Here is a 26632-nt window from a genome sequence, read left to right on the forward strand (position 1 = left end):
GGCCGTTCGCACTGGCGGCGCCCGGGACCCTCGAACGGCTGCTTTACTTCTGGGAGGCGTCCTACCCTCGGCTGGCCGGTCAACCATACCAGTGTGGCACGACGAGCCCAGGTTGGACGCAGGCCTCGCTGTATGGGAGTTAAACTTCCCCGAAACCGCCGCCCCCCGGCGTTTCCACCACGAACACATCTCCCGCCTCCATCTCGACGCTCGCGATATGACCTAAAGCGACGATCTGACCGTCCACGCGCTCGACGCGATTGCTGCCGCATCTTCCCGCCCGTCCGCCACCCGCGCCGAAAGGCGCATGAATGCGGTTATTCGACAGAATCGACGCCGTCATCGGCGTGAGAAAGCGAATGCGCCGGATCGCACCGTTACCTCCACGCCAGCGTCCCGCGCCACCCGATTCCGCGCGGATCACATGCGATTCGAGCCGCACCGGGTAGCGCCATTCAAGCACCTCGGGATCGGTCAGGCGCGAGTTGGTCATGTGTGTCTGCACAGCATCGACGCCGCTGAAACCGTTGCCCGCGCCGCTGCCGCCCGCAATCGTTTCGTAGTACTGGTAGCGGGCGTCGCCGAAGGTGAAGTTGTTCATCGTCCCTTGGCTCGATGCCACGATACCGAGCGCGCCATACAGCGCATTGGTGATTGCGGACGACGTTTCCACGTTACCCGATACCACCGCCGCCGGATACACCGGATTGAGCATCGAGCGGTCGGGAACGATTACCGACAGCGGCCTGAGGCAACCTGCGTTGAGCGGGATATCGTCGCCAACTAGCGTACGGAACACATAGAGCACCGCCGCCATGCAGACCGCCTTCGGCGCGTTAAAGTTATTGGGCAACTGCGCAGACGTGCCGCTGAAATCGACCGTGGCGCTGCGCGTCGCGGCATCGACACGAATCGCGACCTCGATCACCGCGCCATTGTCGAGTTCGTAGCGATAGCTGCCGTCCTTGAGCGCGCCGATCACGCGGCGCACCGCTTCCTCCGCGTTGTCCTGCACGTGACGCATGAAGGCGAGCACCACGTCTCGGCCGAATTGCGCGACCATGCGACGCAACTCGTCCACGCCTTTCTGGTTCGCTGCGATCTGCGCGCGTAGATCGGCCATGTTCTGCGCGATGTTGCGCGCGGGATAGCGACCGGACGCGAGCAGCGCGCGCGTGTCGGCATCGCGCAGCACGGCCGCCGAGACGAGCTGCCAGTTGTCGATCAGGACGCCTTCTTCTTCGATATGCGAGGAGGCCGCCGGCATCGAGCCTGGCGTAATGCCGCCGATATCCGCATGATGACCGCGCGAGCCGACGTAAAAGAGCGGCTCGGACGAACCGTCCGCGAACACGGGCGTAATGACGGTCACGTCGGGTAAGTGTGTGCCTCCGTGATACGGGTCGTTCAGCATGAACACGTCGCCGTCGCGCATCGCGCCGCGATTGCGCTCGATCACCGTCTTGATGCTCTCGCCCATCGAGCCGAGATGCACCGGCATGTGCGGGGCGTTGGCGATCAGGCTTCCTGCGTCGTCGAAGATCGCGCACGAGAAGTCTAGACGCTCCTTGATGTTGACCGAATACGCCGTGTTTTGCAGGCGCAAACCCATTTGCTCGGCAATCGACATAAACAGGTTGTTGAAGATTTCGAGGCGCACGGGGTCGGCCTCGGTGCCGATCGAACGGCGAGTGGGCAGCGGTTGTACACGCGTCATGACCACGTTGCCCTGTGTGGTCAGAACGGCTTGCCAGCCCGGCTCGACCACGGTGGTGCCGTTCTTTTCAGCGATGATCGCCGGGCCATCTATCGTGTCGCCGGCGCACAGCGTGTCGCGCTGGTAGAGCGACGCGTCGTGCCACGCGCCCCCCGAATAGAGGCGCACGACCGTCTGCGCACGAAGCGCGTCGTCTGCCGCGCGCGGCGACAGGTTGCCTGCATCGACGGGCGCATCGGAATGACCAATGGCTTCGACGGACGCAAGTTCCGCGATGAGGGGCGTATCCGCCATCAGGAACGCGTAGCGTTGCCGATACGCCGCTTCGAACGCGGCGCGCATTGCGTCGACGCTGCCCGCGGGCACGGCAAGCGACGAATCGGTGCCTTGATAACGCAGATGCACACGCCGCTCGGTCGTGATGCGCGCCGCGTCGACGCTCTGTTCGAGCAGGGAGCGAGTGGCGTCGTCCGCGAGGGCATCGAGTGCGGCTTCGAGGGTTGGCAGCGAGGCTGCGTCGAGCCTGATTTCCAGCGCCCGTTCGCGCATGGCGGTTTGATCCGCGAGCCCCATGCCGTACGCGGAGAGCACGCCTGCGAGCGGATGCGCGAACACGCGCGTCATGCCGAGCGCGTCGGCCACCCCGCAGGCGTGCTGACCGCCTGCGCCGCCGAACGTCGTCAGCACGTACTGCGAGACGTCATGGCCGCGCTGCACGGAAATTTTCTTGATCGCGTTCGCCATGCTGCCGATGGCGATCTCCAGATAGCCTTCCGCGAGTTCTTCGGGCGTGCGGCGCTGCCCCGTCGCCGTGAAAATCTCGTCAGCAAGCGCCTGAAAGCGTTGCGCGACGATATCGCGATCCAGCGGCTCGTTTGCATGCGGACCGAACACGCGCGGGAAATAGTCGGGCTGGATCTTGCCGAGCATCACGTTGCAGTCGGTGACCGCGAGCGGGCCGCCGCGCCGGTACGCGGCGGGGCCGGGATTCGCGCCTGCCGAGTCGGGGCCGACACGCAGCCGCGCGCCGTCGAAGCCGAGCACCGAACCGCCGCCAGCCGCTACCGTGTGTATGCTCATCATCGGCGCGCGCATGCGTACGCCGGCTACCTGGGTTTCGAACACGCGCTCGAACTCGCCGTTGAAGTGCGAGACGTCCGTGGACGTGCCGCCCATGTCGAAGCCGATCACGCGCTCGAAGCCCGCCGCCTGCGCCGCGCGCACCATACCGACGATGCCACCCGCCGGACCGGAAAGAATTGCGTCCTTGCCCTGGAAGACATCGGCGCGTGTCAGTCCGCCGCTGCTCTGCATGAACTGCAGGTTCACGCCGGGCATTTCGTGCGCAACCTGATCGACGTAACGCCGCAGGATCGGCGACAGATACGCGTCCACGACGGTCGTATCGCCGCGGGAGACCATTTTCATCAGCGGCGAAACTTCGTGCGACACGGAGATCTGCGTGAAGCCGATACGACGTGCCAGATCGGCCAGCTCACGTTCATGCGACGTGTGCCGATACCCGTGAATCAGCACGATGGCGAGCGCGCGAATCCCCGCGTCGTAAACTTCGCGCAGTGCGCGTTCTGCCGCAACGCAATCGAGTGGCGCAACGACTTCGCCTTGCGCGCTGACGCGTTCGTCGATTTCGACTACGCGCTCATAGAGCGCTTCCGGCAAGGCGATGTCGAGATCGAAGAGGCGCGGGCGGTTCTGATACGCGATTCGCAACACATCGCGAAAGCCGCGTGTGGTGACGAGCGCGACCGGTTCGCCCTTGCGTTCGAGCAAGGCGTTAGTCGCGACCGTTGTCCCCATCTTGACCATTTCGACGTCGTGCGGGGTGATCGCTTCACCGGCTTGCAACCCGAGCAGATGACGAATCCCTGCGACGGCCGCATCGCGATACTGCTCCGGGTTTTCAGAGAGCAGCTTGTGCGTAGTGAGCGTGCCGTCCGGGCGGCGCGCGACGATATCGGTAAAGGTGCCTCCGCGGTCTATCCAGAACTGCCAGCGGGACGGCGTGCAAACATCGGAGCTGTGATCGTGCGTCATGGTGTCGAGGTCTTTGATGCGAAAGGTGTAAGAGATGCGAGAGAGGCGAATCAGGCCGATTCGAGTTCGCGGCCGCGCGTTTCGGGCAACGTGAGCGCGGCGATGATCAGCACGCCGTATGCGGCTACCGCGAATATCCCGATGCTCGTGCCAAGGCCAAACCGGCTCGACAGGGCGCCGATCAGCACGGGGAACAGCGCCCCGATCGCGCGGCCGACGTTGTAGCAAAAGCCCTGGCCTGAGCCGCGTACGCGGGTCGGAAAGAGTTCGGTGAGGAATGCGCCCATGCCCGAGAAAATGCCCGACGCAAAGAAGCCAAGCGGAAAGCCGAGCCACAGCATCGACGCATTCGTGAACGGCAACGAGGTGTACGCGAAAGCAATCGCCATCGAGCCGAGCGCGAACAGGATGAAGTTCGGCTTGCGGCCGATGCGGTCCGTGAGCCACGCGCTGCACAGATAACCCGTATACGAACCGGCGATGATCATCGCCAGATAGCCGCCTGTGCCCAGCACCGTGAGATGTCGTTCGGTCTTGAGGTACGTCGGCAGCCATGTCGTGATCGCGTAGTAGCCGCCTTGTGCGCCAGTGGTGAGGAGTGCGGCGCGCAGCGTTGTCGAAAGCAGCCGGGGTGCGAAGATTTCGGTGAAGCGGGGTGTGTCCTGCGCGTCCTGCTGCGCAACCTTCGCTTGCTCGAATACTTCGGGTTCTTTCACGTATCGGCGAATGAAGAGCACGAGGAGCGCCGGCACGAGCCCGATCAGGAACAACGCGCGCCACGCGATTTCAGGCGCCATCACGGAGAACAGCACGGCGTAGAGCAGGGCGGCCATGCCCCAGCCGAGCGCCCAGCCGGATTGCACGAGACCGACCGCCTTGCCGCGATCGCGTGCGCGGATCACCTCGCCGATCAGCACGGCGCCCGCCGTCCATTCGCCGCCGAAGCCAAAGCCCATGAGCGCGCGAGCGGCGAGCAGCTGGCCGTAGTTTTGTGCGAGACCGCACAACGCCGTGAACACCGCGAACCACAGCACGGTGAGTTGCAACGTGCGTACGCGGCCGATGCGATCGGAGAGTATCCCCGCGATCCAACCGCCCAGCGCGGACGAAAGCAGCGTCATCGTGCCGATGAAGCCGGCGTCGGCAAGCGAGATGCCCCAGGTGGCCACGAGCGTCGGAATAACGAAGGACAGCATCTGCGTGTCCATGCCGTCGAGCATATAGCCGACCTTGCAGCTCCAGAACGCGCGGCGTGCGCGCGGACCGGCTTCCGCGTACCAGGAAAGCTGCGGACTGTCTGCCGCTGCTGTCATGTTGGTGGCATCGTCGACGCTTGCCGTGAGTGTCTTGCTGTCCATCTGCTGCTCCTGTGAATAGACGCATGAGTAACGAGCGAAGCCACGCAAAAGCTTAGGGATGCGTCTTTCCCTCCGGGCCGATTGGCCGCCGGATGGCTTCGGGATGCTGTGATTGGGTTGTGGCCCGGCCGCACGGTGTCAGGCCACGCGCGACGCAGGAACGGTCAGAAGATGGCCAGCGATGCGTTGGTGATGTCCGTCATCAACATATGTCCCGGCGCGTGGGCGATGGCGAGCGGTAGCTTCGCGGCCATCAACGCGGTTTGCGGCGTCACACCGCAGGCCCAGTAGACCGGCAGTTCGCCCGGGTGGATCGTCACCGCATCGCCGAACTCGGGGCGCGCGAGATCGGCAATACCGAGTTCCGCCGGATCGCCGATATGCACGGGTGCGCCGTGCACGCCCGGAAAGCGGCTCGTGATCTGCACGGCGCGGATCGCGTCGGCGCCGCGGAGCGGACGCATCGACACGACGAGTTCGCCGCCGAACACACCGGCGCGCTGGTTCGGAATGTTCGTGCGATACATCGGCACGTTTCGGCCTTCTTCAACGTGGCGCAGTCCGATGCCTTCCTTCGCGAGCATGTGTTCGAACGAGAACGAGCAGCCGATGGCGAACACGACGAAATCGTCCTGCCAGTGTGCTTCGATCGATTCGACGCATGCGCTCAACTCGCCATCCCGATAGACGTTGTAGGCCGGAACATCGGTGCGGATATCGATGTCGCGGCCGAGCACCGGCACGCGGAAGTCGCCGGGCTCGCCCACGCCGAGCAATGGACACGGCTTCGGATTCGCATGACAGAAGCGCAGGAAATCGTGCGCGTACGCGGCCGGCAGGATCGCGAGATTGGCTTGCGCGTAGTCGCCGCAATGGCCGGCCGTCGGGCCGCGGAAGTCGCGATGGCGTACGGCTTGGCGGAATTCGAATGGCGTCATGGTGTCAGCGTGCTCGTGCGGGTGGCTCTGGGTCGCCTTTAAGGGCGGCGTGCGATGTTTGTGCGCTCAGACAAAGCATAGAAAAGAAGAAAATATGACGCCAACTAGTTTTATTTGCGAAAAGTGAATAGAATTTCTTAACGAAATCACGGGTTTTCCCGAATCACGATGAGTTTTTTGGAGCAGTTCTCCCAGTCGCTTTTGCCACCTTCGGCCTATGAACACGCGCTTTCTCGAAACCTTCGTCACGCTGGCCAAGCTGCGCAGTTTTCGCACCACGGCGACAGCTTTGCACGCCACGCCCGCGGCGATCTCGCAGCGTCTGAAAGCGTTGGAAGACGAATTGCGGACCACACTCGTCGATCGCGAGAGCCGTGATTTCCGGCTTACGGCGAACGGCGAATATCTGCTGGGCTATGCGAAGGCCGTGGTGGAAGCGACGCGCCAGTTGCAGGCCGCCGCGTCACATGAAGGCGCGATGCGCGGCAAACTGCGGCTCGGCGTGATCGAGACGGTCGTGCATAGCTGGCTCGCCGATTACATGCGGCGTCTCGCGGACGACTTCCCGCAACTCGAAGTCGAGCTGGCGGTGGACGTGAGCGTTGTTTTGCAGCGGCGGCTGATAGCGGGCGAACTCGATCTCATCATTCGCGTGGAAGGCAGCGACGAGGAATCCGTGGTGTGCGACGCGCTCGCGAACTATCCGGTGCACTGGGTAGCGCGCGCGGGTCTGTTGCCGCTCTCGCGCAGCGGGCTCGCGAAACGCGTGCTGCGTCATCCGATCCTGACGTTCGGGCGCGGAACGGCGCCGCATCGCGCGCTGGAGGACATCGTCGGCAAGCTGGCGCTCGCCAATGGCGTGCCGCTCTCGGATACGCGCATCACGGGCTCCCCGTCGATTTCGGTGATCGTGCGACTCGTGCGCGATGGGTTTGGCGTGGCGGCGATTCCGCGTCTCTTTGTCGACGATCTGATCGCCCGCGGCGAGGTGGTGGAGTTGCCGTTGCAGCCTTCGCCGCCGTCCATCGTGGTGTCGATGTCACGCCGCGCGGATGCACCGTTGCTCGTACACGGCGCGGCGAACGCGGCGCGTGCGGCATGTCATGGGTATTGCGAGTTGGAGGATCGGCGCTTGATTGAGCGCTTGTAAAACTGGGTCCTTGCCGACATCCGTTGAGGAGATGCGATAGTATGACCCTGCGGATCAGTGTGTCAAATACGGCGCTATGCGCCCACGAGCGCCGCTCGCCATTGCTGGATTAGTGTCATTTATACGACCGCTTCGCTCGGATATCTGCCCTTGGACCCGAACGGCGCGAATGGCAGCAGCGGGTCGACAATGGAAGTTCTCGTCGATAGAGCGTCGATCGACGCGGAAGACACTACAGGCCTCTGGTTTTGATCCCACTTATTCTGTATTTTTGTCGGACTTTGCGAACGCAATTCTTGCAGCCAATAAGCGCGTGGTAGCTACGCTGACGTTCAGAATGAACGTCCACCTCTTCGATCTGTATGACTTGCCTGCGCTGTTCCGGGCATCGGCTGTACGGGTATTTGATGAGGGCGTAAATGACATTTTTCCCTCATTTCAGGTCAAATGGCACTATTCGAGGGTTCCCCGTAAAATGCGCCTTTCTGGGGTTTTCAGCGAACGACTTCGTCATGCATCGAATTGGATTCTTCGTTTGCCGTGGCCACGATGCTCTTGATCTTGGTGGACCACTTTCCGCGTTCAATCAGGTGATCACAGCCGCTGGCCATACTCCATATGATCTTCATGTAATCTCGGAGTCCGGAGGCCCGGTTCCTGGCAATACCGCCCTTTCGATCGAGACAAAGCCGATCGGAAGGCGTACGTTTGACACCGTTGTTTTCGTGGGCGGTGATATAGATCCGATGCAGACGCCGGAGAACATCGCCGCTGCCAGGAAATTGGGAGTCAGGGCCTCGCGGGTGGCAAGCGTGTGTACCGGGGCGTTTCTGCTTGCGGAAACCGGCTTGCTGGATGGCTTGAGAGCGACGACGCACTGGCGATACGCTGCTCTATTGCAGTCGTGCTTCCCTCGCATCAGGGTCGAGGGCGATAGTATCTATATCGTGGATGGCCGCATCTGGACGTCGGCGGGCATCGCTTCCGGAATAGATCTGGCGCTCGGCATGATTGAAAAAGACATGGGCGCGGAGATTGCGCGCGCTGTTTCCAGGCTTTTGGTTGTTCCGTATCGTCGGCCAGGAGGTCAGTCTCAATTCTCTGCCATGTCGCAGATGGAGCCGGAATCGGATCGTATCCGCATCGCCCTGAATTTTGCCAGGGAACATCTGGCTGAAGCGCTACCTGTCGAACGACTTGCCGACGCCGCAAGATTGAGTTTGCGACAGTTCGGACGAGCTTTTCGCCGTGAAACCGGTGAAACACCTGCCAAGGCGGTCGAGCGCTTGCGAGTCGAAGCTGCGAGGCTGCGCCTGCAGGGCGGTAGCGAACCGATCGAACAGATTGCCCTGGCCGTGGGATTCACGGATCCAGAACGGATGCGGAGGGCCTTCATCAAACTGCATGGGCACCCACCGCAAGCGATCCGACGCGAGAGCCGATCTAACGGAGCGCGCTGATCGGCCGCCGCCGATCAGCGCGCTGTCTGGCCAACGTCCGTCTAATGGCCCGGTGGCGCTTTCGGTACGCGACTATCTATTTCGCCGGACGATCAATGACCGTCAGTTTTTAGGGCTGCGTAATCATTCCAGATGTCGCGGTGCAACTTCCAGGCGTCGCCCTGCTTCAGAAAGATGAGAATCTGCTTACCGCGGAATTTGAGCTTTCCACCCGGGTCACGAATCTCCGCATCCGAAACCTCGGTCACGATTCGATCATTACCGTAGAACTCGTAATTGCTGAACGATACAGTGTCAGGCTTGGATCCGGCATATCCCTTGGTGAAGTAGCCGGTGATCGCGCTACTCCCCGTTACCTTGTCGCCTCCAGGTGGCAAGAGTGTGCCATCGTTTGTATAGAGGTGACCTATCGCCTCGTAGTCCCCTCGTCCAAAGGCATCCGCCCATCGCGCGTTTTCGGCTTTGATGGCCGCTTCGGGCGGACGTTGCGAATCACCGGCAGTGGCCGGCCCCGTAAACATGAAAAAGGAGACGCAGGCTGCAAGAGCAGCAGCACAAAGACGGATTTGTTGCATCGAGTGATTCCTGATCCTGGCTTAAATTGAAAGGGCTGCGCCAAATGCGCAGGTGGAGGAGGCCATGTCGGCTGCGGCCTGCATCGAGGCCAGCGGATGGCCGCACACGTTGCTCGCAAGCGTTTCAGAGAACGCCTGGGATTCGTGCGAGCCCTCTGGATGCACCGGGCAATTCTTTGTCGGCCATCGCGATTATTTCCGGCCGCGCGTCTCTGGGATGACCGGAGTGGAACGGCGGAGCGGGATCATATTCGATCACGAGTTGTGTGAATTCAGCGGCCTGTTGACCGCGTAGCTTCGCTGCAACGCGGAGTGCGAAGTCGATGCCCGCCGTCACGCCGCCGCCGCTCATGAACCGGCCGTTGTCGTCTTCTACGAAGCGATCGGGAACGGGAATGGCGCCGTATTCGGACAGCTTGTTGACGAAGGCCCAATGGCAGGCGCTGCGCTTACCCTTGAGAACGCCCGTTGCGGCGAGCACAAGTGATCCGTTGCAAACCGACGTAACGTGTTTGGCGCTTTCTGCCAGACGCCGGATCTGCGCTTGATACTCTGGTTGCATCGGCGCTGTCAAATTGGACCCGCCGGGGACCAGGATCATGTCTGTTTTCTCGATATCGGCCAGCCGTTCAGTCTTGCCATACACGACTCCAAATTCGAGGGTCACGTTGCCTCCATTGAGGCTCGCGTAGCGAACGTTCGTATTCGGTAGCCGGTGGAAAATCTCGCTGGGACCGGCGAAGTCGAGAAGTGTGCCTCCATCGTAATTGACGATCAAAATATTGAGGGGATCATTCGGGGCAAGTGCCCCCTCGCTGCCGGTCTGCGCAAAAACGGGAGTGGCATGCCCAAGCAGGGCTCCACCACCCAGGACGGCGCCGAGGGTGGCGACGCTTCCAAACTTGAGAACATCGCGGCGCGAACGACCTGCTCTGGTGAGTTGCTCTCCGGAAGCATTGCTTTCGCTACTGTCGGTCAAGATAATTTCTCCTTGCACTTCGGCCCCCTCTGCGAGCGCAACCAGGCTGGGCCAGATTGAAATACCACCACGACGAACAACGTGGTGGACGTGAGATCAAGATGTGGATGAGCCCGGATGACGTGTAGGGCTCTGGAAGCGGGAATCGCAGGCTTAAAGCTGCGAGGCGCCGCCGTCGACGATCAGTTCGGTGCCGACAACGTAGGAGGATTCGTCGCTAGCGAGATAGAGTGCCGCGTTGGCAATGTCCTCGGCCTTGCCCATGTGGCCCACCGGAATAGCTTTGGCGAATTCGGCCTTACGGTCGCGTACCCATTCGTCGGGCATGCCCCACTTGGTGATCAGAGGCGTATTGATCGCGCCGGGAGCGATCGCGTTAAAGCGGATCTTCCGGTCGAGAAACTCGTAGGACCAACTGCGGGCAAGCGATCGCACGGCAGCCTTCGCCGCAGCAGTCAACGAGATGCCATGCTTGCCGGTCTGCGCGACAAATGATGTATTTAGGATAACTGATGAACCTTCTCGCAAGTATGGCAGCACAGCTTGAAGCGTGAACACCACGCCCTTGACGTTGATGTCCATGATCTCGTTATAGAGATCGTTATCGATGTCGTTGACTGCCGATGGGAAAGCCCAGCCAGCGTTGGCGAACACGGCATCCAGGCCGCCGAACTTCTCTTTTACCTCAGCGGCAATCGCTCGCATGTCCGTGATCGAACGTACGTCGCCCTTGAGAACGAGCGCATTCTCGCCAAGCTCGGCCTTCACACGCTCAAACACGGCATTGTCGCGGCCAGTAACCGCAACTCGGGCACCTTCTGCAATGAACAGCTTCGCGGTTGCAAGACCGATGCCACTGGTACCACCCGTGATTAAAGCTGACTTGTTCTTGAGCCTCATCTTCTATTCCTTTTACGTGTTATTGACCAGGCCGAAGCTTCAAAACGCAATGGCGTTTGTGCGCTTTCCGCAGCATGATCTTCCACACGAAGTATGGAACGTGAAGCAAATGGCTCAAAGGTCTTATAACCCTCAAAAAACGCCACTCAACTTGTACTGATGACTAACGCATCTCGGCGTTTAGTGGCGGCATCGCACGTCTGTACAAATCCCGCACAATGCCGTCCGCCGCCGCTCTGCGGTTGCCAGGCTGAGCCAGACAGTCAGCCGATCTGGAGCAGTCACGGCGTAACGCCGGCCCAGGGAACCAGGGCGTCAAGATCCGGCCGCATCGTGACGCTTTCCTGTTCGTTGGGATCCGTTCGGGCGATAACCGCAACGCAAGGCTCATCCGGGCTCGCGTTGTACGGAACATGCGGTACCCCTGCGGGAATATAAAAAAAGTCCCCGGCTCGAACCACCGCATGTTGTTCCAGTCGTTCGCCATACCAGCACCCCGAGACACCGCTCAGCTGGTAGATAGCGGTTTCATGCTCCGCGTGGAGATGCGCTTTGGCGCGGCCACCGGGCGGAATTGTTGCTAGCTGAAGATGTACATGCTTCGATCCCACGGTTTCCGCTGAGATGCCGACGGCGTAGGTGAGTCCTTGTTTGCCCTCGAACTCCGGGCCTGCTTGCACAAGCTGGCAGGTGGGGGGAGGGGCTTGTGTGCACGGGTATTCATCAATTCTCCAGATAACGCTGCATTGTCGAACGCAAGTCACTTATCGCGGCGGGGTGGGCCTTGAACGGCGGAATCATCATGCTTCCCAGTTTGCCAAGACGAGCCTACGGCCTCGTGACATCGTCAAGTGAATGGGACAATGACATAACGCGCACCCCAGGCTTTTTATTCCCCCCGTACAAGTGGAGGAATAACGGCTAGTTGGAATGGCCTCTTCGCTAAAATACAACACCAGTTTCGATCCCTTCCGACCACGGACAGTCGATGCGCATACGTTTCCCTGACAAAAAGATTGCGATTCCACTTTCCGTACTGTCTGTCACGCAGGTAATCGGCTGGGGAACCGTAGGTTTGCCATCAATCGTCGGAAGGCAGATAGCCAGCGACCTGAAGATGGACATTTCATCCGTCTTCGCAGCCAACTCTGTACTTTATGTGCTCATGGGGCTGTGGGCTCCAGTTTTGGCCAAGGTCTTTGCCCGGTTTGGTGCGAGGCGCGTCATGATCGGCGGCACCATTCTGTTTGCCCTCGGTTTCCTGTTGCTTGCCGTATGTCGTGGGCCTTTGTTGTACTTCTCCGGCTGGGTGGTGCTAGGAACGGCAGGTAGCGCGACGCTCTCGACAGCTGCCTATATCATGCTCAACGAGCTTGCCGGCCCGGGTGCAAAACGCGCGATCGGCGGCCTGATGCTGATTACGGGACTGTCGAGCAGTGTTTTCTGGCCAGTCGCATCGCTTCTCGAGAAGGTGGTTGGATGGCATGGGGTCTGTGCGATTTACGCGGCAACGATGGCGTTGATATCCCTCCCGCTTCACGTGTTTGGACTTCCGGCGTCTGTAGCACCGCACAATCAATCTCCACAACAGACCGCTGAAGCAACGCCTCGCGCGCCTGCTCGGACAGGCACGTTCTACCTGATCGCGATAGCGATTACATTGAATGCGTTCGTCACATTCGGGTTCAGCGCAATATTTATCGAGTTGCTCAAGGCCTTGGGGTTGCCGGCAAATCAAGCTGTTGCCTTTGGCTCTGCGCTCGGTGTCATCCGGGTGGGGGCGCGTGCGGTCGATTTTCTCGGCGGCGCAAGGTGGGATGGAATATCGACAGGTATTTTTGCGGGCATTGTTCTCTCGCTGTCGATGGTACTGCTCATGCTGGACCACGGTTCGCATCATGCCATTGCGGTGTTCGTGGTTCTCTACGGTTTGGGCAGCGGAGCATTCGCAGTTGCACGCGCAACGATACCCCTGGTGTTTTATGACAAGGCGGATTACGCCTTGGCGGCATCGCATATCGCGCTCCCTCTTAACGTGATTTGCGCCGCCTCACCGCCACTTTTCATTGCACTGTTAACGAGGTTCGGCGACGCTGCCTTGTTAGAGGTCGCTATTCTGTGCTCCGCAACCGCGTTGGTTCTGCTCTTGATTCTCATGCGCCGCAGGCCTACGTTAGATAGCACGGCGTCGGCCGCGTGAAATCCGAGGCCGCGTCCCGTCCAGTCGCCGGAACGGCATTCTCGAAACAGAAGCGGGGGAGGAGCGGTGATGAAAGACCTGAACGCCCTGCTGATATTCACCAAGGTTGTCGAGGCCAGCAGCTTTTCTGAAGCCGCGCGGCGTCTGAAGATGCCGATTTCGACCGTGAGCCGCCGCATCTCCGAACTGGAGAATCAGCTTGGCGTGCGCCTGCTCGAACGCTCGACGCATCATCTGCGGCTGACCGATCTCGGCGCCGAGGTATTCGAGTTCGCACGGCATACCGCCGAGGTTAGCGAGGCGGTGGACAACGTCATCTCCAACCGGCTGCCGGAAGTGTCCGGTGTTCTCAGGCTGTGTGCGCCGCCCAGCATCTCCGACTCGCTGGTCGTGCCGGTCGTCGGTGCATTTCAGCAGGCGTATCCGAAGGTGCGGGTGCAGGCGTTCGTCACGGAGCGCATTGTCGACCAGATCGCGGAGGACGTCGATATCGCGCTCAAGGTGGGCACCTTCACCGATCCGACGCTCGATGCGCGCAAACTGCTGACGTATCGGCACCAGTTGGTCGCGAGTCCAGCCTATCTGGCCCGCTGCGAGGCGCCGCAAACACCGCGAGATCTTCTGCAGCACCGGCTGTTCGCGTTTTCGTTCTGGCGGCCGGACTATAGCTGGCGCTTCGTGCACGCGAATGGCCTGGATACCGAAACGCTTTCCTTTCAACCGGCCATCGCGATGAACGATTACACCGGTATCGTCGTTGCGCTGCTGGAAGGGGATGGCATCGGCGAGCTGCCGCCCATTGTGCAGCCCGAGCTGATGCGCAAAGGGCTGCTTGTCGAGGTGATGCCGGACTGGCATCTGCCGGTGTTTGATCTGACCATTGCCAACCTGCGGGATCGCTATCTGCCGCGGCAGGTTCGCATCTTCCGGGACTTTGCCGCGCAGATGGTGCCGGGTCTCTTCGCCTCGTTGCCGGCCGGTTTTATTCCGGCAGATCCGGAAATTGCGAAGGCGCCATCTGAATGGCGAAATCCTTGAACAGCCGGCATGGCTTTGATATATGCCGGTTGCCGAGATGGACGAGCGAAAGATTGAATGTCTGCAGATGCCAGTGAGGCATGACCTCGACGAGCTTGCCTTCGCGCACGAGATCAGGCCGCACGAGCGGCGGCAACTCGCCGATACCGCCGCACGTCAGCAGCGCAGGCGCGAGGCCGGCGAAGTCGTTGATGCTGAAGTGCGGCTGGAAGGTAAGCGTCTCCTTACCCCGGCCGTTGCGATGCACAAAGTTCCACACGCTCTCCGGCTTCCACTGCGAGAAGGTGAGCAGCCGGTGCCCGAGCAGATCGCGTGGCTCTTTCGGCGGCTTGCTGCCGCGCAGATAGTCAGGGGTTGCGACAAGCCGGTGCCGGTAAGCGATGAGCCGCCTTGCCACCAGTGAAGAGTCGCGCAGCGCGCCGACGCGCAGGACGAGATCGACACCGTCGGCGATGTGATCGACATGGCGATCGGTGACGAGAATCTGGATGCGCACATTCGGGTAGCGCTTCTGAAACGCGATGACGAGCGGCGTCAACAGCGTATCGGCGATGCTGGGCGGAGACGATAGCCGAAGTACCCCGGAGATGTCGGAAAGCCGGTCGGACACGACGCTTTCGATCGCCGCGCCGAGTTGAGCCGTACGCGCGGCATGCTCGTACACTTCGCGTCCCAGTTCGGTGAGCTGCAACCGGCGCGTGGAGCGTTCGAGCAGGCGCACGCCTAGCGCCTGCTCGAGATCGGCGATGCGGCGGCTCACGGTCGAGACCGGCATGTCGAGGCGGCGCGCAGCCTCGGAGAAGCTGCCCGCATCGACGACTCTGGCGAAGACGACCAGCGCGTTGAGATCGGCCATCGTTTTTCCATAAATGGAAAATTCATTGTGCGCCATCGCCGCGCCGGCAACAAGCAACGGCGGTTCTTGAGGGGCTGGTAGCGCGCGGGCTGGTGCTTCGATTGCTGTATCTTCCCGGAAATGGAAAACAGATTTCCGTTTCCTTCCTCTAACAGGGACAGAGATGCTGCGATACCGTTCGCATCATCGGACAATGCGGGCCAGTGCCGGACCGCATGACGCGCTTTGAGGAATCCGTATGAACAAATTCACCGACATGACCACGTTCGTGACGGTGGTGGACGCAGCGAGCTTCTCGGAAGCCGCGCGACGGCTGGGTACGACCAAGTCGATCGTGAGCGAGCGCATCCAGCAGTTGGAGAAGCGGCTCGGATGCGCGCTGCTCGAACGCGGTCGTCCGCTGCGCATGACGCAGGCTGGCGTGCTGTTCTACGAAAGCGCGTCGCGCGTGCTCGAAGACGTGGAGCGCGCGGAGGAGTCGGTACAGGACGCGCAGTCTGGCCTGCGCGGCACATTCCGCATTGCCGTGCCGATGGCCTTCATGACACGCCACCTCGGGCCGATATTGTCGAAATTCGCGGCAATGCATCCCGACCTGTGCCTCGACGTGGAGGCGCAGGATCGCGTCGTCAGCCTGCAGGACGGCCAATACGACATGGCGATCCGTATGGGCGAGCTATCGGACTCCAGTCTGGTGGCACGGACCATCACGGTGAACCGGCATCTGATCTGCGCGAGCCCGGCCTATCTGGAGCGGCAGGGCACGCCTGCGCATCCCTGCGAGCTCGCTCAACACGACGGTCTCATCTATTACAACCGCGAGCCGAACGGCATGTGGAGCCTGCCGCTTGACGGCAGACGCCAGTCGTTCCGTATCGGCACGCGCATGCGCACGGACTCCGGGCATCTGCTGCTCGAAGGTGCGCGAGCGGGGCTCGGTCTCGCGATCCTGCCGACTTTCCTTGCTGCGGAACCGATGCTCGCAGGCGAGCTTGTCGCGGTGCTGCAAGGGTATTCCCCTTCAGGCGGACAAATTTCGGCTGTCTATCGCAAGACCGTACGCACACCGCCGAAGATTCACGTGCTCATCGATTTTCTGGCTGACGAGATCGGCCATCCTTCACGCTGGGACGTCGAGCTGGTCAAGGCGGGACTGATCGGCGAGCACGCCGCGGGCTGATAGCGTCATCGCGGTGTTCGCCGGAACCGAACTTCGGATTCGGCGCGCGCTACCTGTTGCGCGCGGGCTGCGGCGACTATCGTTCAGGACATCAGCAGATCCCGCACGGAGTTCACCATGCACCATTCCGACGCATTCAACGGTTCGCGAGGCAGCGCGCAGGTTGCCGACGTCTTGATCGTGGGCGGCGGTTCGGCAGGCGCGGTGATGGCTTCGCGCCTGAGCGAGCGCATACGCCGCTCTGTGCTGCTGCTCGAGGCGGGACCGGCCTATCCGGCGTGGTCCTATCCGCACGTGATCGCGAGCAGCGATACCGTGGGCGGCGACGCGGACCACGACTGGGGATTCCGGAGTGACGCCGGCTATATCGGTCATCCGGTCAACGCGATCCGCGGCAAGGTGCTGGGCGGCAGCTCGGCGGTCAACGGCGCGGTCGCCATCCGCGCAAGACCGCAGGACTTCGCGAACTGGAATCTGCCGGGCTGGCGTTACGAGGACATGCTGCCGTCGTTCAAGCGCCTCGAGCGGCGTGACGCCGGTTGCACGGCGCTGCACGGCCACGACGGGCCGCTGCCCGTGCGCCAGTTGACGCGCAGCGAAACGACGCCGATGCAGCAGGCGTTCATCGACGCCACGCTCGAGCACGGCTACCGCCTGATCGACGACTTCGACTGCTCGGACCCGCACGGTGTCGGCCCGTATCCGATGAACATCGTCAACGGCGTCAGGGTGAACACCGGCATGGCGTACCTCGGCGACCGCGTGAGGGCGCGCGATAACCTGCATATTCGTGACCACGTGCTCGTCGACAAGGTGGTGTTCGACAACGGGCGCGCCGTGGGCGTGCGGCTCGCGGACGGGGAGGAAATCCACGCACGCGAAGTGATCCTGTGCGCGGGCACTTATGGCAGCGCGGCAATCCTGCTGCGTTCGGGCATCGGCCCGGGCGCGGAGCTGCGTGCGCTGTCGATCCCGCTGATCGCGGATCTGCCTGTGGGCCAGCGGCTCAAGGATCATCCGTTCTACTACAACGCGTACGCGGCGCGGCCGGAGCGGATCGGCAGGCAGTCGCCGGCGATCGGCGCGAAGCTGTGGACCCATAGTTCGGCGGCGAAACCGGGCGAGCTTGACCTGCACATCACGGCGACACATCTGTTTCCGCACGACCAGAGCCCGACTGGCATCGGCTTCGTGCTGGCGGTCGCGCTGACGCGCCCCGAGTCGACCGGCTCGTTGCGCCTCGCGAGTCGTGATCCGCAAGCGGCGCCGCGCATCGATCTGAACTTTCTTGTAGCGCCGGGCGACCGGGCGCGCCTGCTCGAAGGCGTGAAGCTCGCGCGGCGGATCGGCCGTACCGAACCGCTCGCGACACTGATTGAAACGGAGCTCGCCCCCGGCACGGCGGCCGAGAGCGACGAGCAGATAATCGCTTCGATCATGGCGACACTCGATACCTATCACCACCCGACCTCGACCGCGCCAATGGGCTTGGCCGGCGACCCGCATGCCGTGGTGGATCCCGAGGGCCGCGTTCACGGCACGGAAGGGCTGCGCGTGGTCGATGCATCGATTTTCCCGGACGCGATCTCGGTTGCCACCAACGTGACAACAATCGCCGTGGCAGAACACATCGCCGAACGCTACTACGACTGAGCTCGGTGGCGTGACGGATTTCACAACGTAGCGAAGACGAATATCTATTGATTATGTTTTGTAGTACTTAATGTATCAAGTCATCCACGATATACGGAGAAACTGAAATGAACGCAGAAGAGAAAGCGGTCGACCAGGTGCTGAAGCAATACGAGACGGCGCTCAATACTTCGGATACCGAGGCGGTGATGCGCCTTTACGCAGACGACGGCGTGTTTATGCCGCAGAACTTTCCGTCGAGCGTCGGAGCAGAGGCGATCCGGCAAGCGTACGACACGGTGTTCGGGGCGATTCAGCTCACGGTGAAATTCGCGGTACAGGAGATCCAGCAGATCGGCGAAAGCTGGGTGCTGGCGCGGACCAACTCGGCGGGCACCGTAAAGATCCATGCAACAGGTGCGAGCAAGGCCGAGGCGAACCAGGAGCTGTTCCTGTTCCGGAAGGCGGGCGGAACCTGGAAGATCGCGCGTTACGCGTTCTCGACGATCAATCCTGCCTGATGGCGAGGGATTTAATCATGGTTACGTCACTTGAACGAAGCGTCCCGAATGCATCGATTGTGCAGGGTGCGTATGCGGCGTTTGCCAGCGAGCAGCACGAGGGGCTCGCGACGATGCCCGACCCCCCGACTTGCCGGGACCATCAGTTGCATCCGCTGCTATCCGATTCCGATGTGCAGAGAATGCACCGCTACGGCCGGGTCCTGTTCTATCCTGCGGGCACACGGATGGCGGAGACCGGTAAGGCGATGCCCGGGATGTTCGTGTTGCTCGCGGGGCGCGCGCACGTGTCCCGCCGCGATGGCCTCGGCCGTACGCGGGTGCTGGTCGAGCAGACGCCGATGCACACCATAGGCGAGATCGGTCAGTTGTCGGGATGTCCGTCCCTTGTCGACGTGTACGCTATCGACGACGTGACGGCCATCCTCATTCCGCCCGAACGGCTGCGCAAGCTGCTGATCGACCATGCCGAGCTCGGAGAACGGCTGACGCGCTCGATGATCCTGCGCCGCGCGCGCTTGATCGAGGGTGGCAGCGGTCCGGTCATCGTCGGGCGCGCGGACGATGTTCGCGTCGTCGCGTTGCAGGAATTCCTCGCGCGCAACTCGCATCCGCATGCGGTGATCGATGCGTTCGATACCCCTGAAAGCGCGGCGTGGCTGCGTCGCTTGATGCAATCCGAGCAGGATCTGCCGCTCGTTATCTGCCCTGACGGCACCGTGCTGCGCGCGCCAAGTGAAGCGCAGCTCGCGTCCGAGCTCGGCTGGCTGGCACATTTTGATGCCGAACGTGTGTACGACGTCGCTGTTGTCGGCGCGGGGCCATCGGGGCTTGCCACCGCAGTCTATGCGGCCTCCGAAGGCCTCTCGGTCGCGGTATTCGATGCTTGCGCGCCCGGCGGGCAAGCCGGAGCCAGCATGCGCATCGAAAACTATCTCGGCTTTCCCACGGGCATTACCGGGCAGGCATTGGCGGCCCGCGCATTCGTGCAGGCGCAGAAGTTCGGCGCACATATCGTGATCCCTGCACGCGTCCGCTCGCTCGACTGCGCATCCTCCCCGCGCGTGCTCACGCTCGACAGCGGCGCCCGCGTGCAATGCCACACCGTGGTGATCGCGACCGGTGCGACGTACCGCAAGCCGCATATCGACGGGCTCGAAGCGTTCGCCAGACGCGGGGTCTACTACTGGGCTTCGCCGGTCGAGGCGGAGCTTTGCAAGGGTAAGGAAGTCGTCCTCGTCGGCGGTGGCAACTCGGCGGGACAGGCGATCGTGTATCTCGCATCGCGGGTCGCGCACGTTCATGTGCTGGTCAGGGGCGAAGGCCTCGAAGCGAGCATGTCGCGCTACCTGATCGAGCGGATAGACGCGTTACCGAACGTCACACTGCACACGCGGACCCAGGTGAGCGGCGTCGAACAACGGTGCGGGTCGATCAAGGGCGTGCGTTGTTCCGGGCCGGATGGCGTGCATACGTTGAAGACCGCGCATCTCTTCTTCTTCACAGGCGCGACGCCGAACGCGTCGTGGCTGCACGACTGTGGCGTGGCGACCGACGAGAAGGGTTTCGTGCTGACGGGGCCCTCGCTTCAGGCGCGCACCGGTCTCGATCGCGCAGCGCTCGAGACGAGCGTGCAAGGCGTGTTTGCGATCGGCGATGTGCGTTCCGCTTCGATCAAGCGCGTTGCGGCCGCCGCCGGCGAAGGCGCGGCGGTAGTCGCGCACGTTCATGATTTCCTCGCCGCTACGCGCGACAGCGCGCGATAGACACACCACACCCGCCGCGACCGGGCGGTCCCAAGTTTTCCCTGGTGCGTGAAGCCCCGGCGCGCGCATCGTTTCAACCGTTGTCTGGAGGAGTGAATCATGAAGCATCGTGTTATCGTTGGCTATGCGGCGAGTGTTTTCGTTGCCGCATCGTTCGTGCTGTGTTCGTCGGCGCCGCTTGCTGCGGCAGCGGAAGACAGCATCCCATACTCGTCTGATCCCACGATGAGCGCCGTGCAGCACGAAGTGTACGACGTCGTGAACCGCTACCAGGATGCGCTCAACGGCAAGGACACGAACACGATCGTCGGGCTGTTCGCGGACGATAGCGTGGCCGAGTGGAACAACAAGCGTACCTATGCCACCCGCGAGCAGAGGGTTGCCGGCTACGACGCACTGTTCAGGATTGCGAATTTCTCGACTCAATTTTCCTATGATGCGATCAGCGTCTATGGCGACACGGCTGTGGTGCGCACGCATCATCACGTGGGCGCCGCGGTCATCGAGAACGGGAAGAAGGTGACGGATTACAATCGCGAGGTATTCGTGCTGCGCAAGATTGACGGTGCGTGGAAGATCGTGCTGTATACGTTCAACACCGACCCGAAGCAGGGGGAAGGCTGATGGCGTGCGAAGCGGCTTTTCGCGCACCGGCGTGCAACTGCATGGACGGAGGATTGCGATGTCGACGATGAAGGCGGCGGTGATTCATGAGGCGGGCGGCCCGGACGTGCTCAAGCTGGAGCAGCGTCCAATACCGTCGCCGAAGCGGGGCGAGGTCCTGATTCGGGTCAGGGCGTTCGGACTCAACCGGTCCGAGCTGTTTACCCGTCAGGGGCTATCGCCCGGGGTGCGGTTTCCACGGGTGCTCGGCATCGAGGCGGCGGGCACCGTCGAGGACGCACCGGGCGGCGAATTCGAGAAGGGGGACAAGGTCTTTACCGCGATGGGCGGGATGGGGCGCCAGTTCGACGGCAGCTACGCTGAATATACGTGCGTCCCGGCCGTCCAGGTCCAGAAGATCGAGAGCAGCTTGCCATGGGACGTTCTCGGCGCGATGCCCGAGATGCTGCAAACCGCGTGGGGGGCACTGTTCAAGGCGTTGTCGCTCGAGAGCGGGGAGCGTCTGCTACTGCGAGGCGGGACGACCTCGGTGGGGCTCGCGGCGGCGGCGATCGCGAAACAACGCGGAGCGTTCGTGATCTCAACGACGCGCAATCCAGCGAAAGGCGACGCGCTGCGTGAGAATGGCGCTGATCAGGTGCTTGTCGATTCAGGCGCCATCGCCGAGCAGTTGCATGAGGTGTCGCCGGGCGGCGTCGACAAGGTGCTGGAGCTGATCGGCACTACTACGCTGTTGGACTCGTTGCGTTGCGCGAAGCCGCAGGGTGTGGTCTGCATGATGGGGATGGTGGGCAATAAATGGTCGTTCGACGACTTCAGCCCGATGGAGGCGATTCCGAGCACGGTGCGGCTGACCACCTATGATGGCGGCGTGGCCGACTTTATGAGCACGCCGTACACGAAGCTGCTGGAGCAGGTGGAGGGCGGAACGCTGCGGCTTCCTGTTGGCAGTGTGTATCCGCTGGCGCAGATCGTGGAGGCGCATCGCGCTATGGAGGAGAACCGGGGCGGGGGGAAGATTGTGGTGCTGGTGTGAATGTTTACCGGCCGTCGTTAGGGAGCGACCGACTACTGTCAGATTTAGTCAAGGCTATTCCACCTAATACGACTCCCGGGCTACCAGGAACCGTGCTCTGTTAGCCGGCCACGATGACTTGTTCGCCTGATACACCGTCAACAATTTGGCGCGAAGCTCCTTTTCTTTCTGGCCAAATGCATTGAGGTCCAGTTTGCCGATATCGTCTTCGGAGGCCACATCGATTCCACACTCGAGGTGCAATCGAACCTCGTACGGGAAGAGCACCTCTTTCTCCGACAAATAGGCGCCTCCTTCACGCCCACTGGTTCTCTTGGGGTCGATCTGGATGATCCACACGAGCGCGCGCTGCGCAAGAGAAGCCAGCGTATCGCCGGTACTCGTTGAAAAGAACTGGTTGGTTTGCCAGTCTTTGCCGAAGCGATAGCAATGACCGGACGGAGCCACGTCCGCCGGAAACTCGATTCCCTGCGTCTTCAGATATTGGGTCATCCCACGCGAGTCGCCACGGATGACCCACGAGCACTCGGGCCGCGGCTTCGATATAAGCGCCTCTCTCGTGTCTTCCAGCAAATCGACCAGTTGGGACAATCTGTTCGACACTTGCTGCCGGTACCCTTGCATTATTTCGCGTTCTGAGGGCGCGGCTACGCCGGGTTCGAGGTGCTTTACCAACTCGCGGTGTTCGATAATGGCATCGCCTCCCAAAATCGCGGCCATCGTTGTCTCGTCGAGTTGCATCAAGTCCCAGCCCTTGGGATCGGCTGCATTCTTTAGATCCATCAGCACCTTTGTGATGACGCTATTCACCGCAGCGTCATTTCCATTGCCGATTGCCCGGTCCACCAGATACTTGTACTGAGGGTGAGCTGCCATGATCCGGTAGAACGGATTCATAACCTTGTAGCCGTGTGCGTAGTAGTAGTCGAGCGGCTGTATATCAGTGAATGCCATTTGCCTCGATGCTCCTCGAAATCTCAAACGCCGCGCGTTGCCAGTTTGATACCGGAAATCGGTCAGCGCTCGACGATGGTGGTCGATTCATCCAGAACGCCGAGGCTTCAGGTTTTATTCCACGGGGGCCGTAAAAGCTACTGCGGGCATTCGATCAGTATCTTGCCGCTGTGGTCAGGCGTATCCTGGCGCCGTAGCCAAAGTGGCACTACATAAATCCATCAAATGGTGGGTCGGGGTAGCGATCACTCTTGGTATTGCGGCGGCCTTAATTATCAGTCTGGGCTACCCGCTGGGGTCCAATGGTGCCTGGCCAGCTATCATTCTCTGGGGTTCGATTTAGCGCTCTGGCATCGAATTTTCTGGCTCGAACCATTCAGGCCAGGAGCTGCGGTGCCTGTTGCCCGCTTCGATGCAAGGAATCAATGTCTGCGCCAGCACAGGTAACTGATTGGCAGATTTGGCAATCCGGTATTTGACACTGTGCACGCACTCACGGTCGCCAAATTCGCAACGATTGAGCCGGGTACCGCCACAGGGGCCGTTCGCCAGGCCTTTGGGGCAGGTTTCGGGGCATACGTAGAGGGTGTCCTGCAAACGGCAGCGGCCGCAGGTATCACAGCCGACCAGTGGCCTTTTGACCGTCCGCTCGACAGCATGCAGCGCATGCGCAGCCATGCCGACCTTCCAGATCGGCCGCGTCACGCTCCAGCCAAAGGCTCTGCTGAGCCATCCCGTGCGACTGAAGAACTGGTCATGTACCGTGGAGAGCAGCGTGTATCCCAGGCGCTCCCGGCGGGTGGCGGTGACATCGGATTGCCCCATTTCCCATGCGCCGATTTCGGGAGCGAAGCATACCTGGGGCGCACCAGGCATTTGCCAACTTGCGTGCCATCGTTCGGCCCAATCGGTCAGTGAGGCTATGCTATCCCGCTGCTCGGTGATTGCCTGTTCCAACGAAAGCAGTTCATCTAGCGTATGCATCCCAGACACATGAACACCGGCATAGCCCATCAATTGCAGGCCCACTATCTGCAGCGCCAGGCGCTCAAGGCTTCGCGCGCCGGCATAGGCCTGCGATACCTGCTGCTCCCTGGCCAACAGCTCGCGCATGGATTCGGTAATGACGATGCCGGGGACGGCCTGCAGAACCGCGGCGCGTTTCTCGGTCAGCCTCATTACACAGGCCAGCATGGGTTTCATACGAACCTGAGCGCGCATCCAGGTCTGGGCTTCAATATGTTTGGTGGCGTCAAAACCCAGTTGCAGGGTAAGGAAATCAGCGCCAGCCAAAAGCTTTTTCTGCGCCTTCAGATACTGTGCGCCGCCTTCTTCTTCGCGGTATTTGAACGGGTTCAACGCAGCGCCCAACAGCCAGTCCGGGCAGTGTTCACGGGCAATCTGCAGCGCGGGTACCGACTCCAGATAGCGCACGGGTGCCTGACCGGGATGGTGGCCTGGCAAGCGATCACCACTGAGCAGCAACAATTGCTCCAGACCACGGGCCTTCATCGACTCCATCTGGAGCAGCAAGTCTGCACGCTCGCGATCCTTGCCGGAAAAGTGCAGCAAGGATGAGGCCGGATTTCCCAATGCTCCAGCGCCTTCCAAGGGGCTCAAGTCCGAGTGCAGGCCGACACGATCGGCGAAGGCTGGCAGTAACGGCCAGCTTGCCAGGTGAGCGCGTTGCACGATTTGCTCAAGCGCGGCTAAGCGCGAGGAGGACTGTTGAGGAACGACCTCAAGCACGCAGACGAAGCGTCCTTCGTTCAGCGCCTGTTTCAATGAACTCAAGACAGCTCGATACCGTGTAAATCAGAGGGGCGTCGTTGCCGCAGCCTCTTGGTGATAGTGCAGAGCAACGACTGCGATGATAGCCAGCAGCAGATGGGGCGGTATAGCAGAAGAACAATTGCGCGGGCGCCCAGCCGAGGTCAACGCTCAAACCGCGCTATGCGCGGCGATGTTGCGATATTGCCCTTTGAAATATAGCAATGGCTGCGTCGCAGCGGCTTCTTGCAGGTTTAACGCTTTCACTTCACCAATCACGATCAGGTGATCGCCTGCGGCGTGCTCTGCGTAAATTTCGCAATCAAGCCAGTGAAGACTGCCGACAATGATCGGATTACCCAGCGGCGATTCCTGCCATTCGACTCCGTGCCACTTGTCCGTGCCTCGCCGAGCGAATTGGTTGGAAATCTTGACTTGGTCATCTGACAGGATATTGACCACGAATCGACCTGCCTGGCGAATCTTGGGATAGCTGGCCGAACTGGACATTACGCTGAATGAGACCAGCGGCGGGCTCATCGACACGCTATAGAACGACTGGCAAGTGAAGCCAATCGGCTCGCCATCAATGTGTGACGTAATCACCGTGATACCGGATGCGTAGTGCCCAAGCGCTTCGCGAAAGCTCAATGGCTCGATAGCGGTACTGGAAAGTGACATAGTAAGGATTGGTACTGGGTGCAGCTCGAGAGTGTTAAGGAAGGCCTGAAGTAGTCGGGGAAGGTTGACTGACTTCGGCCTTTGCCAATGTTGAAAGCGAACCATCGGTCAAAACTGACCCATTCGCCCACTCAATTCTCCGCGTTTGGCCGTCGCGAGCAGCTCACGACGGCCATTTCCGCCCCAGAATTAGATCGAGAGTTCGCTTCGGACGATTTCTGCGCCTGCACTCAAGGCTTCCAGCTTGCCTTTCGCTATTGCGCGAGACAAGGGAGCCATGCCGCAGTTGGTGCAAGGATAGAGCTTGTCCGCATCGACAAACTGGAGCGCTTTTCGCAGGGTATTGGCGACTTCCTCGGGCGTTTCAACCGTATTGCTAGCCACGTCAATGGCCCCCACCATCACTTTCTTGCCGCGAATAAGCTCGATGAGTTCCATCGGAACGTGAGAGTTGTGGCATTCCAGTGAGACCATGCCGATACTGGACTTTTGCAGCTTGGGGAAAGCTTCTTCATACTGCCGCCACTCCGACCCCAGCGTCTTCTTCCAGTCTGTGTTGGCCTTGATGCCATAGCCATAGCAAATATGGACAGCCGTTTCGCACTTAAGCCCTTCGATCGCCTTTTCCAGCGTGGCAACGCCCCACTCATTCACCTCATCGAAGAACACATTGAATGCGGGTTCGTCAAACTGGATGATATCAACGCCAGCCGCCTCCAGTTCTCTGGCTTCCTGATTGAGGATTTTGGCGAATTCCCAGGCCAGCTTTTCGCGGCTTTTATAATGATCGTCATAAAGCGTATCGATCATCGTCATGGGACCGGGCAGGGCCCATTTGATGGGTTGCTTCGTTTGCTGACGCAAGAACTTGGCATCTTCGACAAAGACCGGTTTCCGGCGAGCAACAGCACCAACGACCGTCGGTACGCTTGCATCATAGCGATCACGAATTCTGACGGTCTTGCGGTTCTCGAAATCGACGCCGTCCAGGTGCTCGATAAACGTGGTCACAAAATGCTGACGCGTTTGTTCGCCATCGCTGACAATATCAATGCCTGCGTGCTGTTGTTCTTGCAGTGACAAACGCAAGGCATCCTGTTTGCCCTCAATCAGTCCCTCATCCTGCAATTTCCACGGTGACCAAAGTTTCTCGGGTTCTGCGAGCCATGAGGGTTTAGGCAAGCTGCCGGCAGTTGAAGTGGGTAGCAATTTTTTCACAATAGATGACCTTGCGTTTGGGTT

At 60.9% G+C, this 26632-nt stretch carries 21 protein-coding genes and 1 pseudogene; 10 read left to right on the plus strand and 12 right to left on the minus strand.

Annotation, left to right across the window (positions count from 1 at the left end; all coding sequences use genetic code 11):
- Positions 1-139: 139 nt before the first annotated feature.
- The 3 genes and pseudogenes from FFS45_RS05065 to FFS45_RS05075 all read right to left on the minus strand — a co-directional run.
- Positions 140-3772, minus strand: a complete 3633-nt coding sequence (locus FFS45_RS05065) for a hydantoinase B/oxoprolinase family protein (protein WP_137953615.1) — start codon at positions 3770-3772, stop codon at positions 140-142.
- Positions 3773-3822: 50 nt separating this feature from the next.
- Positions 3823-5130, minus strand: a complete 1308-nt coding sequence (locus FFS45_RS05070; protein ID WP_137953616.1) for an MFS transporter — start codon at positions 5128-5130, stop codon at positions 3823-3825.
- Positions 5131-5294: 164 nt separating this feature from the next.
- A pseudogene (locus FFS45_RS05075) lies at positions 5295-6071 on the minus strand (putative hydro-lyase); the annotation flags it as partial.
- Between the two features lie 214 nt (positions 6072-6285).
- Between FFS45_RS05075 and FFS45_RS05080 the strand changes: the two are divergent.
- On the plus strand, positions 6286-7218 hold the full coding sequence (locus FFS45_RS05080; RefSeq protein WP_137953618.1) for a LysR family transcriptional regulator: 933 nt from the start codon (positions 6286-6288) through the stop codon (positions 7216-7218).
- Between the two features lie 512 nt (positions 7219-7730).
- Entirely contained in the window at positions 7731-8678 is a 948-nt protein-coding gene (locus FFS45_RS05085) for a helix-turn-helix domain-containing protein (RefSeq protein ID WP_137953756.1), read from the plus strand.
- Positions 8679-8770: 92 nt separating this feature from the next.
- On the opposite strand, the gene FFS45_RS05090 is transcribed toward FFS45_RS05085, so the two are convergent.
- The 4 genes from FFS45_RS05090 to FFS45_RS05105 all read right to left on the minus strand — a co-directional run bounded on the left by FFS45_RS05090 (position 8771) and on the right by FFS45_RS05105 (position 11896).
- Positions 8771-9253 carry a DUF4440 domain-containing protein gene (locus tag FFS45_RS05090; RefSeq protein WP_137953619.1) on the minus strand — a complete coding sequence of 161 codons (483 nt, stop codon included), beginning with the start codon at positions 9251-9253 and terminating at the stop codon, positions 8771-8773.
- Positions 9254-9377: 124 nt separating this feature from the next.
- Positions 9378-10232 (minus strand): DJ-1/PfpI family protein, encoded by an 855-nt coding sequence (locus FFS45_RS05095; protein WP_137953620.1) that lies wholly within the window; start codon positions 10230-10232, stop codon positions 9378-9380.
- 153 nt (positions 10233-10385) lie between these two features.
- Entirely contained in the window at positions 10386-11132 is a 747-nt protein-coding gene (locus tag FFS45_RS05100; RefSeq protein WP_137953621.1) for an SDR family oxidoreductase, read from the minus strand.
- A gap of 281 nt (positions 11133-11413) precedes the next feature.
- The gene (locus FFS45_RS05105; protein WP_349292309.1) at positions 11414-11896 is read right to left on the minus strand and encodes a cupin domain-containing protein; all 483 of its coding nucleotides are present in this window, start codon (positions 11894-11896) and stop codon (positions 11414-11416) included.
- 224 nt (positions 11897-12120) lie between these two features.
- Between FFS45_RS05105 and FFS45_RS05110 the strand changes: the two genes are divergently transcribed.
- Both FFS45_RS05110 and FFS45_RS05115 read left to right on the plus strand, forming a co-directional pair.
- Positions 12121-13332, plus strand: a complete 1212-nt coding sequence (locus tag FFS45_RS05110; RefSeq protein WP_137953622.1) for an MFS transporter — start codon at positions 12121-12123, stop codon at positions 13330-13332.
- 69 nt (positions 13333-13401) lie between these two features.
- Entirely contained in the window at positions 13402-14370 is a 969-nt protein-coding gene (locus FFS45_RS05115; protein ID WP_137953623.1) for a LysR family transcriptional regulator, read from the plus strand.
- On the opposite strand, the gene FFS45_RS05120 is transcribed toward FFS45_RS05115, so the two are convergent.
- On the minus strand, positions 14315-15226 hold the full coding sequence (locus tag FFS45_RS05120; RefSeq protein WP_171029569.1) for a LysR family transcriptional regulator: 912 nt from the start codon (positions 15224-15226) through the stop codon (positions 14315-14317). The two genes, FFS45_RS05115 and FFS45_RS05120, sit on opposite strands and share 56 nt — an antisense overlap.
- 238 nt (positions 15227-15464) lie before the next feature.
- Between FFS45_RS05120 and FFS45_RS05125 the strand changes: the two genes are divergently transcribed.
- From FFS45_RS05125 to FFS45_RS05150, 6 genes are all read left to right on the plus strand, one after another.
- Positions 15465-16406: a LysR family transcriptional regulator gene (locus FFS45_RS05125; protein WP_137953625.1), complete on the plus strand. Its 942-nt coding sequence runs from the start codon at positions 15465-15467 to the stop codon at positions 16404-16406.
- Positions 16407-16523: 117 nt separating this feature from the next.
- Positions 16524-18059, plus strand: a complete 1536-nt coding sequence (locus FFS45_RS05130; RefSeq protein ID WP_137953626.1) for a GMC oxidoreductase — start codon at positions 16524-16526, stop codon at positions 18057-18059.
- A gap of 107 nt (positions 18060-18166) precedes the next feature.
- Positions 18167-18559, plus strand: coding sequence for an SgcJ/EcaC family oxidoreductase (locus tag FFS45_RS05135; protein WP_137953627.1), 393 nt, complete (start codon positions 18167-18169; stop codon positions 18557-18559).
- 17 nt (positions 18560-18576) lie between these two features.
- The gene (locus tag FFS45_RS05140) at positions 18577-20325 is read left to right on the plus strand and encodes an FAD-dependent oxidoreductase (protein ID WP_249362643.1); all 1749 of its coding nucleotides are present in this window, start codon (positions 18577-18579) and stop codon (positions 20323-20325) included.
- 99 nt (positions 20326-20424) lie between these two features.
- The gene (locus FFS45_RS05145; protein ID WP_137953629.1) at positions 20425-20949 is read left to right on the plus strand and encodes a nuclear transport factor 2 family protein; all 525 of its coding nucleotides are present in this window, start codon (positions 20425-20427) and stop codon (positions 20947-20949) included.
- A gap of 58 nt (positions 20950-21007) precedes the next feature.
- The gene (locus tag FFS45_RS05150) at positions 21008-21985 is read left to right on the plus strand and encodes a zinc-binding alcohol dehydrogenase family protein (protein ID WP_137953630.1); all 978 of its coding nucleotides are present in this window, start codon (positions 21008-21010) and stop codon (positions 21983-21985) included.
- Between the two features lie 63 nt (positions 21986-22048).
- Here the strand turns inward: FFS45_RS05150 and FFS45_RS05155 are convergent, their stop codons facing one another.
- From FFS45_RS05155 to FFS45_RS05170, 4 genes are all read right to left on the minus strand, one after another.
- Entirely contained in the window at positions 22049-22939 is an 891-nt protein-coding gene (locus FFS45_RS05155; RefSeq protein WP_137953631.1) for a hypothetical protein, read from the minus strand.
- Positions 22940-23278: 339 nt separating this feature from the next.
- Positions 23279-24733: a methylenetetrahydrofolate reductase C-terminal domain-containing protein gene (locus FFS45_RS05160; RefSeq protein ID WP_137953632.1), complete on the minus strand. Its 1455-nt coding sequence runs from the start codon at positions 24731-24733 to the stop codon at positions 23279-23281.
- A gap of 147 nt (positions 24734-24880) precedes the next feature.
- Positions 24881-25390, minus strand: coding sequence for a flavin reductase family protein (locus tag FFS45_RS05165; protein ID WP_137953633.1), 510 nt, complete (start codon positions 25388-25390; stop codon positions 24881-24883).
- Between the two features lie 189 nt (positions 25391-25579).
- A complete protein-coding gene (locus FFS45_RS05170; protein WP_171029570.1) occupies positions 25580-26608 on the minus strand; it encodes a methionine synthase in 1029 nt (342 codons plus the stop codon).
- Between the last annotated feature and the right edge of the window lie 24 nt (positions 26609-26632).

The sequence above is a fragment of the Burkholderia sp. 4M9327F10 genome (assembly GCF_005503145.1).
Lineage (GTDB): Bacteria > Pseudomonadota > Gammaproteobacteria > Burkholderiales > Burkholderiaceae > Paraburkholderia.